Source organism: Nostoc sp. FACHB-152, from assembly GCF_014697475.1.
Taxonomy (GTDB): domain Bacteria; phylum Cyanobacteriota; class Cyanobacteriia; order Cyanobacteriales; family Nostocaceae; genus Nostoc_B.
Map to the genome: position 1 here is coordinate 145,551 of NZ_JACJRV010000011.1, position 11,204 is coordinate 156,754.

Genomic DNA, 11,204 nt, shown 5'->3' on the forward strand with positions numbered 1-11,204 from the left:
ACTGTGGAAACCCTACACGTTATACTTTATACTCTGTACTCATAATTTTTTTTTAATAGCCGATATCTACATCTACAAAAATCTATTAAGTAAAAATCTGTCTAATTTGATTTATAATTTATAAGTCTAAAGACAGTGACAATACTTTTTCAAAGTATATATACCAAAAACAAATAATAACAAAAACTCTGGCTTAAAGATAAGCATTATCTATCTTGCAATTGTTTTTGCAAATAAAAAATAATAAACATAATAAATTAATTAATATATATAAATATAAAACAAGTGCTTTTTGCAAATCATGTCTACCCGGTTTACTGCCTCCCAATCGGTAAAAATTGCTGTACCACATCAGCCTATACCTATTCAGCATTACTTGCGTCAGCCCCAACGTCTGGTAAATGCTTTAGTTGATAATAGCCGTATCCAGCAGCTTTCTGAGGAAGTATTTCGCTTAAAAATGCGTCCTTTGTCTTTTATGTCATTAAGTATTCAGCCGACTGTAGACATGAGAGTTTGGACAGAATCCAATGGTACAATTTATGTGCGATCGCTTGCTTGTGAAATTCTGGGTGTTGAGTATATTAACCAACGTTTTAGTCTCAATTTAAAAGGTTATTTATCACCCCATCAATCTAGTAGTGGTACTCGCCTTGAAGGAAATGCCGATTTAGAGGTACAAGTAGACCTGCCGCCACCACTTTCTTTCACACCAAAGCCAATTTTAGAAGCTGCTGGTAATAGTTTGCTGAAGAGTGTTTTAGTTACAGTTAAGCAAAGATTGTTACATCACTTACTAGCAGATTACCGTCATTGGGTTGCATCACAAATGAAAGAAACAGTTTCAGAAGATAATCAAGGTGATCTACCAATTTTGAATTTAGAGTAATGTTTACTTAGTATTAAATAAATAGTTTTGAGAAAAATATATAGCTGGTATTAAGTAATTAATTGCTTACTACCAGCTATAAACTTTTATTCTTATGTCTTAAACACTCAGTTAGCACTTAGGCACTTGACAAATAACTACTATCTTCAACTAAATATTATCTTCTTCATCACCGTAGGCATAAATATCAAATACCATTGATGCCCCTAATTCTGATATGCGCTGGACAGTTTGTCCCTGAAGATTAAAACCTTTGTTCCACCCTTTCATATGGATTCCAATTCTTACTTGAACATCATAAATTGCTGATAGCTCTTGCCAAAGACGAGAATTTGTTGGTACACGCGACAGCAAATCTATGATTAGTTCGTCTGCTGTTATGGGTGCATATCTCTTTACATTGAGCAGCCAAGCTCCTGATTTGTAGGGAGTATACTTGGAATTAGAGTCTTGTCTTACACCACGATGATGAGCTTTAGTTGGTTGACAACTCAAAATCTTTGAAATCTCATCAGGATTTAATTCTTCACCATAAACAGCAAGACAGACAGAGGTTTTATCAACTGAACCTCCAAAGATAAGCACATCTTCCATACTGATTAATTCTTATCTTTAATAACAGCTTTTTATGCTGCAAGCACAATTTATAAACGCTGAATTTGGCAAGGGCTAAAAGACTTACGGTGCAGGGATGAAGCCCCGTATTCTCGCAACGCCAGTAAATGTTTTGGGCTACCGTATCCTTTATTCCGCTCTAAGTCGTATTGAGGATACTTTGATGCTAAACGCAGAATCAACTCGTCACGCCAAACTTTAGCAACAATACTAGCAGCTGCTATGGAGAGCGATCGCTCGTCTCCTTTAATTATTGTTTGCTGAGGTATAACCAAGTCTTTAATTAATTGATTACCATCAACCAAGCAAATTGTAGGCTGTACTTTTAGTTTTAGTACAGCCCGTTTCATGGCTAACAGCGTTGCTTGCAAGATATTGATTTGGTCAATTTCAGCAGTCGCAGCAAAACCTATTTTCCAGTCCGTCGCTAACTGGCAAATCTGTCCTGCTAACTTAGTTCTGCGAACACTTGACAGCTTTTTACTATCGTTAATCCCAGATGCTATGAGTTCGGGAAAAGCAGTAGCTGGTAGTATAACTGCTGCTGCAACTACAGGGCCAAATAAAGCACCACGCCCAACTTCATCGACACCCGCAATTAATTTAGGGATGCCGAATAAGTCAGGAGATAACTCCAGCCAATGAAGTTCTGCTGGTACAACAGCAGTTTGTTTAATTTCTACCTCCATAGGAGATATTAACTGTCCTCAAAACCACCTGATTCTACAGCAGAAGAACGACGACGGCGACGACGGCTAGCTGTAGCAGTTAAATTTGCTTCCGCTTCCGCTTCTTCGGTTTTGGTGGCAAACCCATCTAACTCAACTTTTCCTTGTGGTAAAGGTTTCTCTTCTAACTCTACTGGCAGCGATGTATTTACTTCCTTAGAGGTTGTTTCAGTAAAAGTTGTAGGTGAGGACGGTTCTAATGATGTAGTTGCCCCTTGTCCGGGCTGAACAATATTAATGATGACTGATTTGGGATTTTTGACTTCCCGATCTAATTTCACCAGAGGGGATACTCCCATCAAAGCAAAAACATCCTGTTCCTCTAGGGTCATCTCTACAGTTCTAATCTCCGGTGGTTCAACCACTGGCTTGACGGGTTCTGCTTTGATAACCTTATTGCGTTCAACTCTTTCAGTCCAAGCTGATTTGGCTATGCTTGGTGTAGGAAGTTCTGGTGTTGGGCTTAAATCACCTTCAGCATCAAGTTCTAGGTCGGTATCGTTATCAAAACCTAGGGAATTAGGAGCAAGTCTTTGTTCGTCTCTACCATTTGCGCCATTGATGCCAATGCGTTTACGGCGGGTACGGCTGTTACGCTTATTGTTATCACCTAGTTCATGATAACTAGGATGATTCATTAAGTTTAGATTACTCAAGTCGGCATCATTATCAAAATTGTCGCCAAAGCTATCAAAGCTTTCTCTTGGTTCTGAAATCCGCGCGACTGGTAAACGGGGTTCTCTTTGAGGCAAGGGTACAAAACGTTCTGGCAGTTCTGCTGGTGTAGGTAAGCGGTTTTCCGTTTCTCCAGGCAGATGTACAACGTGTCCTAAACCACCACAGGTTTGACAAGTTCCACCAAATAATTCGTAAATGTTTTGACCTTGACGCTTCCGAGTCAGTTCTACTAAGCCGAGTTCTGTAAGTTGGGCGATTTGGGGACGCGCTTTGTCTGCTTTGAGTGCTTTGTTGAAATGTTCTAGCACTTGCAGTTGGTCGCGCCGCGATTCCATGTCAATGAAATCTACAACGATAACCCCGGCGATATTCCGCAGTCGCAACTGTCTAGCAATTTCTGTTGCTGCTTCGCAGTTAGTCCACAATACTGTTTCTCTGGCTGTTGCTGATCGCGTGAAGGAACCTGAGTTAACATCAATTACTGTGAGTGCTTCTGTGGGTTCAATAATAATGTAGCCGCCAGAAGGTAAATCGACTCTCGGTTTCAATGCTTCCCGAATCGCGGCATTGATCCGGAAGTATTCTAATATAGGTGAGCGATCGCGGTGATGATCGATTAACAATCCTTGTGGTGTTTGTCCGCCACTCCAGTTCTGCAAGTACTGTTTCACCCGCTTTAGTCCAGTGCTGGAATCTACCACAATCCGGTTAACATCCGCACCGTACATATCCCGCAATACGCGCTGGATAAAGTCATCATCTCGGTTAAGCAGTGCTGGCGCGCGAGTCGATTGCGCTTCTTGCTGAATCGCCTCCCATTGCTTTTGCAGCACTTCCAAATCTTCCATGATAGCTTCTTCTGGTTTGCCTTCGGCTTCTGTTCGCACTAGCAAACCCATACCTGCCGGTTTGATTAAGATTGCTAACGCCCGCAGGCGGTTGCGCTCATTTTCACTCTTAATCCGGCGAGACAAATTTACACCCCGACCGTAAGGCATTAGTACCACATAGCGTCCAGGCAAAGTAATATTACCAGTTAGCCTCGGCCCTTTTGTACCTGTTGGCTCCTTCATGACTTGCACCAACACCTTTTGCTGTGGTGTTAGGAGTTCTGTAATGGCTGCTGCTGTCCGCTTGAGCTTTAACGGCCCTAAGTCAGTGACATGAATAAAACCATTACGTTCAGGGTCGCCAATATTTACAAAAGCTGCGTCAATTCCGGGCAATACGTTTTCTACTACACCTAAATAAATATCACCGATTTGGTGATGGCCTGTGGCTACAACTAGTTCTTGTATTTGATCTTCAGAAAATACGGCAGCGATTTGATGCTGCTCTGCGATAATAATTTGTTTTGGCATTCAATTTCCTCAAAAATTGGCAACGCCTGTGTAGTTCTGGAGGTTTGTTATGCCCCTCGCCCCTACCAGCTGCCAAAGGCGGTGCTGATAATAAAATTTGTGAAGCTTTAAGCTTCAAGGTTATAGAGCTATTGACTGGGTAATTGCGTTTACACGCCTGTTAATTCCAGAACGGCTGCATACTGTTTAAGTAAATAAATCAACCGTCCGTAGTTGATTTTTGATGCGATACCTACACCATCTAGGGATTAGGCATTCAGCAGTTGTTTAAAAAAGCATAGAGGTAGAGAAGCCGATGGAGCCTGCTTTTAAGTTACTAGTTCACTCAAGTTGCTATCAAGAGAGGTTGTTTTTTAATCCGCTTCAGCTTGTCTGGGATAAAACCCTAGAAGTTGCTCTCTAATATCTTTGCTTTCGCTCCCTGAGTATAAGGGTAGTGAACCAGTTAATTCAATGCAGCGCCAGAAAATTTCTCTTCATCCCATTCTAACGCAACCTTGCTAAAAATCAATTCCTAGGATGTGTGGCATCAGGGCGGCTACTAGCAAGTCGCCCTTGAAGGATTATACTCCTAAAACTAACTGATTGCGGTGAATTTGCAGGAGTTGAAATTCTGCACTCGCAACTGCTTCTAACATAGATAGGATTTGCTCAGGACGTAAGGAAGCGCCATCATTACGACAACTGCCTAGATAACGTAAGATAGCGGTATCTGCTGTGTTTTTAGGTTCTACTAAGGCTAATTCAAACAAGCGATCGCGCAGATTTACTATCTGAGTTTTACCTGACTTGGTTGTTTGCTCTACATTAATTTCGTCCTTGGCTAGGATGGCATGAATCCAATCTTGCCATTGTGCAGCTGTGGTTTCACCCAGCACTGCTACCGTAACCAGGTATTCGGCTGCTGCTAAGACTTGGTTAGCGGCTGGAGATTTTAAATCTATCTCTGCTACCCGATATATAGGTATATCTGTAGGCAGTTGTTCAGCTAATTTTGTTTGGAAAGTATCTACGTCTACAGGCGTAGTTAACTCAAAATCGACGATTTCGCCATTGCTAGTAGTACCTAGTGGTAAGGCACTAGCAATCATAATGCGTGGGTTTGGGTGAAATCCACCTGTGTAAGCCACTGGCAAACCCGCACGGCGCACCACTCTGTCAAGCAAACGCAGCAAATCCAGATTACCTAGCAAAGCCATATCGCCTTGCTTACCAAACCAGACACGCAATCTTTGGGCTTTGGTTGTGTTGGGAACAAACTCTCCAGCAAATTGGGGAATAGGTGGTGGCTCAATTACAATATTGTGGCCAAAGTCTGTACCGCAGACACCGCAATGGGAACAACCCTCAAAAGAGCAATCCGGGACAATTGCTGCTTCTAAAGCGCGTTGTAAGTCTTCTTTCAACCATTTTTTGTCGATTCCGGTATCAATATGCTCCCACGGAAGGGGAATATCGAGGGAGTTGGGAGTGGGGAGTGGGGAGTTGGGGGTGGAGGAATCTTTGTCTTCTGTATGAAACAAGTTCCATTCGCCGTTTTCGACTTGGCGGTATTTCCACTCTAAACCTGCTTGGGCGATCGCATTACCCCAAGCGGTGAAAGCTTTATCTAAGCTGTCATACCAAGAATCCATACCTGCACCTAATTCCCAGGCGCGACGGACGACTTTGCCCAAAGTGCGATCGCCTCTGCCGATAAAGTCTTCCATTGCCGAAATCCGGACATCGGTATAATTCACCTTCACTCCCCTCACCCGGCGGAATTCTTGGCGTAGCAGGTCTTGCTTGCGTTTAAATTCAGCAGTTGCTACTGAGTGCCATTGAAATGGTGTATGCGGTTTGGGCGTAAAGTTAGAAATTGTCAGGTTAAAGTTTAGAGGTCTTCTACCTTGACCTCGACATTCTCTTTGTAGCCAGCGTACGGTTTCTGCTATGCCTAAAACATCCGCATCTGTTTCTCCTGGCAAGCCAATCATGAAATAGAGTTTGATTTTATCCCAGCCTTGTTCCCAAGCAGTTTTAACACCTCTCAGCAGTTCTTCATTCGTCAAACCTTTATTAACGATATCCCGCATCCGTTGGGTTCCGGCTTCTGGTGCAAAAGTTAAGCCACCTTGCCGCGTACCACCAAGGATGTTGGCAATGTTCTCATCAAATCTATCTACACGCTGGCTTGGTAACGACAGGGAAATATTTTCATTTCTTAATCGATTTTTAATTTCCATCCCTACCGCCGGTAGGGCTAAATAATCAGAACAACTCAGGGATAGTAAGGAAAATTCATTGTAACCAGTCGCCCGCATTCCCTGCTCAATTGCATCTACAACTTTTTCTGGTTCCACATCTCGTGCAGGTCGAGTCAGCATTCCTGGTTGGCAAAAGCGACAGCCACGAGTACAACCACGGCGAATTTCAATTGTCAGGCGATCATGTACTGTTTCTACGTAGGGAACTAACCCAATGGAATAGGCGGGGATAGGTGTAGCAACTCGTCTGAGAATGCGTTTTGGTACATCTGGGCGGTTAGGATGGACTGAACCATCTGCTGCCATATCGTAAAACTGTGGGACGTATACCCCTGGTATCTGTGCCAAGTCGAGGAGTAAATCGCGGCGACTCAAATTGGCTTGTTTCCCTTCTTCCAACACCATACCGATTTCTGGTAAGAGTTCTTCGCCATCACCTAAAGCGAAAAAGTCGAAAAAGTCAGCGTATGGTTCAGGGTTTGAGGTTGCTGTCTGCCCTCCGGCGAAGATTAGAGGATAATTCCCTGTGGCTCGTTCTTGCCATGTCTGGGGAATTCCTGCTAAATCCAACATTTCTAAGATGTTGGTTGCACCTAATTCGTAACTGAGGCTAAAACCTAAGATGTCAAATTCTTGTAGCGATCGCTTTGACTCTACAGCAAACAAAGGGGTGTCTGTTTCCCGGAGTTTGGCTGCCAAGTCTGTACCTGGGAGGTAAGCGCGATCGCATAGTTGGCGCGGTTGGGCATTCAAAATGTTATAGAGAATGATATGCCCTAAGTTGGAGGAGCCAACTTCATATACTTCTGGGTAGGTTAATACCCACCTAATAACTGCTGTATCCCAAGGCTTATGTACTGCTAGGCGTTCGTTACCAAGGTAACGCGCGGGTTTTAAAATATCCGATGTGATTAATTTTTCAACTGCAACAGCCACTGCGCTATCTTCTAGCTATTTTTATGATTTACAGATAATCACCTCCAACCTTAGCATTTATCTGGTCTACCCATAGGTTTATCTTTGCAACTGACAACATCCTTTACACAAGTTTGTGGCAAAGATAACCTATGCGTTATAATTAAAGTTTTTCACAAACCAATTCAGCATTATCTTCAAACTCAAATACCCCATCTAGTTGGGTTAATTCAAAGATAATTTTAATGGCTGGAGACACAGAACATAGCTTTAAACTCCGTCCCAATTTTTGAGCCAGCTTGAGTGCAGACACTAAAGCCATTAAGCCTGCACTGTCGAGAGATTCCACCATTGCCAAATCCACAAGCAAGGTTGAGACATTATTTTGTGTTAATGCTGCGGTCAAATCTCGTTCAAATTCCAAAGCGTTAACGGCATTGAGCTTACCCTGCGGACGAATAACCGTAATTTTTGGGCATTCCACCAGCACTGCTTGCATATTGACATCCTAAATTAGAGTTATTAAACCTTTAACCTGAGATTCATTTGAACATAATCTCTTTATTCAAGCATCGACCATACGTATTACATCTCTTTGCTGAATCTTTATGGCTCAAGGGTACATCCTTAAAGATTGTCATAAATACAGGATAAAATGTATTTATATATACTTTTTTTTAACATCGGTTCCAAAACAATCAACATAGACAACCAGGGAATAGATAGCTCATCCGTAACTTTGCTGGAAAAGCCTAATTTGAAGATACTTAAGCTTGTTTAGCGATAGCTATGTATGAGAATAAATACGTTCATTTGAAAAAAAATAAGGTAGAGTTAAGCGTAAATTATTCATCAAATTTAACGTGATCTAAATCACTTAATAGCGATATTTAAATCACAATTTATACTTAGCTCTATCCGAGATAATTAAATATTACCTAAAATGGGTTAATAAATATGAGAACGAGTCAGTACGCTATTCGTAGACTGGTAGAAAAAGCTCTTGATATTAAAAAATTAACTCCTGAGATAGAAAACGAAATTAATTCCGAATTAACTCAACTGGGCTATATCTCGGATGTAGACTACGAAGCGTTGGAATTATTAATGGCAGAAATGGATGCTGGCAGAGTAAAGTTAGTTCCTAGTTGGGGGTATTAATTTTTGTTATTGGTCATTTGTCATTAGTCATTTGTGATTACACGAGGTACTCTTCTCTAATCTTTAGCCTCTAAGATTTTCTGTGATATTTACTGTTTAGTTACCTGGTGTGGCGTAAACTGTGCTAATCAGCATTAATGTTTGCATTAGTATTAAGTCGCCATGCATTTCGCTAAACGCCTAGATAAAATTCCTCCCTACCTCTTTGCTGAAATTAACCGCAAACGAGAAAAACTCGTAGCCGAGGGAGTTGACATCATTAATATGGCAGTAGGCGACCCTGATAAACCGACTCCTGCACACATTCTCCAGGTAATGCATAAAGCAATTGATGACGCTACTACCCATAACTATCCGCCTTACGAAGGTATGCAAGAATTTCGTCAAGCGGCTGCTAAGTGGATGGAACGTCGGTTTGGGGTAGCTGGGTTAAACCCGGATACAGAGGTTGTAGCATCTATTGGTTCTAAAGAAGCAATCCATAATACTTTTTTAGCTTTTGTGGAGGCGGGAGACTATACACTTATCCCCGATCCTGGTTATCCGGTGTATCGCACTTCGACAATTTTTGCGGATGGTGTGCCGTTCACAATGCCACTAAAGGCAGAAAACCAGTTTTTACCAGATTTAAGTGCAATTCCTGAAGAAGTTGCTCAAAAAGCCAAGCTTTTGTGGATTAACTACCCAAATAATCCGACTGGGGGAGTTGCAACGCTGGAGTTTTTTGCAGAATTGGTAGATTTCTGTAAGCAGTACAATATCTTACTGTGTCATGACAATGCTTACTCAGAAATGGCATACGATGGCTATAAACCGCCGAGTGTGTTGCAAGTACCAGGGGCAAAAGATATCGCCATTGAGTTTCATAGTTTGTCTAAGTCTTACAATATGACAGGCTGGCGGGTTGGTTTTGTAGCTGGTAATGCGCTAGGTATTCAAGGTTTAAGACAGGTTAAAACTAACGTTGATTCGGGAGTGTTTAAGGCAATTCAAAAAGCTGCGATCGCAGCGTACAATACCACAGAAGCCGAATTGCAAGCTGTGATGTCTGTTTATCAACATCGCCGCGACACTATTGTTAAAGGTTTGCAATCTTTAGGTTGGCCGATTCAGCCGCCAAAAGCTACCCTTTACGTTTGGGTTCCTGTTCCTGCTGGCTATTCTTCTGCGGAATTTGTAAATTTATTGCTTGACAAATGCGGCATTATGGTAGCACCTGGCAGTGGTTATGGTACATCTGGTGAAGGCTTCTTCCGCATTGCTTTAACTATCTCTGAAGAACGAATGCAAGAAGCAATTGATCGAATGAAGGATGCTGGTATTTGTTATGCCTAAAGAAGTATGAAGTCTGAAGGATAAAATTTCGGCGTTGCTGACAAACTCATTAACCTCTCTGCTCTGCGCCTCCGCGCCTCTGCGTGAGGTAAATATCCTGAAATCAACTTTGGAGTCTAAAATTTTAGACTTCAGACTTCATAATTCAGACTTTCTACTTTGCCACATCTGCTGAATAAAATGATGAAGTTGCTGTTTAGCAACCAAGTCTGGTTCGCCTTTGGGTTCTTTGACTAAAACCTGACTCAACAAGGTAATTACTTCTGTGTCTAAAGCAGGACGAAATAATTGGATAGGCCAAAGCAAATCAGATGCGTCTCGCAAGTCGGTAATTAGTGGTGGTTCTTGAGTATGGTTAGCCAGTAGTAAAGGACGCACCCAACACAACTGGCGGGACACAACAACCTCAATCACTTCCGCGTACAAATTCTTGTCACCATGCTCTAAAGATACAATTTGTCCTGGTAGAAACTCTGGGTGTGTATCCATAATCATGCAGCTAGGGCAGTGGCAATAATGATTTTGCAGCTTTTCTCATTTTAATTGGCAGAATGGGTTAGTACAAAAAGGCTAAAGTCTGAAATCTAAAATTGAGATTGCGCTCGTACTTTTTTACTCAATCCAATCAGGCCCTTTAAAGAAACTTCCGTCCTCCCGAAAAGTTTTGTACACCAAAACACCTTCTCCGAGACCAGGAAAATTTTTGACTCCCCTGAAATCGGTTTTTATAAATTTGGCAGTACCACCAATTGCTGCCCTGTAGAGATTAGCTCCATCAAATACAGCAGCAGTCAAAATAGCATCATTAAGATTTGCATTGGAAAAGTCAGTTCCAATGCAATCAGCACCACTTAAGTCAACTCCTCGCAAATTAGCATAACTGAGATTGGCGTTAGTGAGATTAACACAAAGCAGTATGGCTCCACTCAAGTTGGCATAGCTCAGGTTGGAGCCACTCAAATCAACACCTGTCAAATCGGCTTCGCTCAAGTCAATTTCTCGCAAATCCTCTCCATCCAGCCCGGAGGAACTGATTCTCATCCCAGCAAAATCTCTCTCCCCAGCAGCGTATCTCTTAAGCAACTTTCGACGCTCAATATACTTTCTCTCATCTTCCATAATTTACCTCTTGCGTCAATCAATAAAAATTAAAGATAATCGACACGAACTCACATTAAGTAGGTCGGCGGAAAAATTTACAAGTATGTAACAAACAGTTAAGCAGAAGAATGAGAGTTAAATCTAACACGTTGTGTACTGTAGTTTCCCTTGGATG

At 41.9% G+C, this 11,204-nt stretch carries 10 protein-coding genes; 3 read left to right on the forward strand and 7 right to left on the reverse strand.

The window, feature by feature from the left end:
* The first annotated feature begins 301 nt into the window (after window positions 1–301).
* On the forward strand, window positions 302–889 hold the full coding sequence (locus H6G76_RS12315; RefSeq protein WP_190700410.1) for a DUF1997 domain-containing protein: 588 nt from the start codon (window positions 302–304) through the stop codon (window positions 887–889).
* Window positions 890–1,039: 150 nt separating this feature from the next.
* Here H6G76_RS12315 and H6G76_RS12320 read toward each other — a convergent pair whose 3' ends face one another.
* The 5 genes from H6G76_RS12320 to H6G76_RS12340 form a co-directional block, all read right to left on the reverse strand.
* On the reverse strand, window positions 1,040–1,483 hold the full coding sequence (locus tag H6G76_RS12320) for a DUF4279 domain-containing protein (RefSeq protein WP_190700412.1): 444 nt from the start codon (window positions 1,481–1,483) through the stop codon (window positions 1,040–1,042).
* A 50-nt stretch (window positions 1,484–1,533) separates the two neighbouring features.
* Entirely contained in the window at window positions 1,534–2,193 is a 660-nt protein-coding gene (locus H6G76_RS12325) for a ribonuclease HII (RefSeq protein ID WP_190700416.1), read from the reverse strand.
* Between the two features lie 8 nt (window positions 2,194–2,201).
* Window positions 2,202–4,271, reverse strand: coding sequence for an Rne/Rng family ribonuclease (locus H6G76_RS12330; RefSeq protein ID WP_190700419.1), 2,070 nt, complete (start codon window positions 4,269–4,271; stop codon window positions 2,202–2,204).
* Window positions 4,272–4,834: 563 nt separating this feature from the next.
* Window positions 4,835–7,453 (reverse strand): TIGR03960 family B12-binding radical SAM protein, encoded by a 2,619-nt coding sequence (locus H6G76_RS12335; RefSeq protein ID WP_190700423.1) that lies wholly within the window; start codon window positions 7,451–7,453, stop codon window positions 4,835–4,837.
* Window positions 7,454–7,595: 142 nt separating this feature from the next.
* Window positions 7,596–7,931, reverse strand: a complete 336-nt coding sequence (locus H6G76_RS12340) for an STAS domain-containing protein (protein WP_190700426.1) — start codon at window positions 7,929–7,931, stop codon at window positions 7,596–7,598.
* Window positions 7,932–8,389: 458 nt separating this feature from the next.
* Between H6G76_RS12340 and H6G76_RS12345 the strand changes: the two genes are divergently transcribed.
* Window positions 8,390–8,593 (forward strand): hypothetical protein, encoded by a 204-nt coding sequence (locus H6G76_RS12345; protein WP_190700429.1) that lies wholly within the window; start codon window positions 8,390–8,392, stop codon window positions 8,591–8,593.
* A gap of 162 nt (window positions 8,594–8,755) precedes the next feature.
* Complete coding sequence (locus H6G76_RS12350; RefSeq protein WP_190700433.1) at window positions 8,756–9,928, forward strand: pyridoxal phosphate-dependent aminotransferase; 1,173 nt, start codon at window positions 8,756–8,758, stop codon at window positions 9,926–9,928.
* Window positions 9,929–10,066: 138 nt separating this feature from the next.
* On the opposite strand, the gene H6G76_RS12355 is transcribed toward H6G76_RS12350, so the two are convergent.
* Both H6G76_RS12355 and H6G76_RS12360 read right to left on the reverse strand, forming a co-directional pair.
* Window positions 10,067–10,417, reverse strand: coding sequence for a hypothetical protein (locus H6G76_RS12355; RefSeq protein WP_190700436.1), 351 nt, complete (start codon window positions 10,415–10,417; stop codon window positions 10,067–10,069).
* A 123-nt stretch (window positions 10,418–10,540) separates the two neighbouring features.
* Window positions 10,541–11,047, reverse strand: a complete 507-nt coding sequence (locus tag H6G76_RS12360) for a pentapeptide repeat-containing protein (protein WP_190700439.1) — start codon at window positions 11,045–11,047, stop codon at window positions 10,541–10,543.
* Window positions 11,048–11,204 lie beyond the last annotated feature (157 nt).

Coding starts and splice junctions, on each gene's coding strand:
- H6G76_RS12345 (WP_190700429.1), top strand. CDS start 8,390: ATGAGAACGAGTCAGTACGCTATTCGTAGACTGGTAGAAAAAGCTCTT.
- H6G76_RS12360 (WP_190700439.1), bottom strand. CDS start 11,047: ATGGAAGATGAGAGAAAGTATATTGAGCGTCGAAAGTTGCTTAAGAGA.
- H6G76_RS12350 (WP_190700433.1), top strand. CDS start 8,756: ATGCATTTCGCTAAACGCCTAGATAAAATTCCTCCCTACCTCTTTGCT.
- H6G76_RS12355 (WP_190700436.1), bottom strand. CDS start 10,417: ATGGATACACACCCAGAGTTTCTACCAGGACAAATTGTATCTTTAGAG.
- H6G76_RS12320 (WP_190700412.1), bottom strand. CDS start 1,483: ATGGAAGATGTGCTTATCTTTGGAGGTTCAGTTGATAAAACCTCTGTC.
- H6G76_RS12315 (WP_190700410.1), top strand. CDS start 302: ATGTCTACCCGGTTTACTGCCTCCCAATCGGTAAAAATTGCTGTACCA.
- H6G76_RS12325 (WP_190700416.1), bottom strand. CDS start 2,193: ATGGAGGTAGAAATTAAACAAACTGCTGTTGTACCAGCAGAACTTCAT.
- H6G76_RS12330 (WP_190700419.1), bottom strand. CDS start 4,271: ATGCCAAAACAAATTATTATCGCAGAGCAGCATCAAATCGCTGCCGTA.
- H6G76_RS12340 (WP_190700426.1), bottom strand. CDS start 7,931: ATGCAAGCAGTGCTGGTGGAATGCCCAAAAATTACGGTTATTCGTCCG.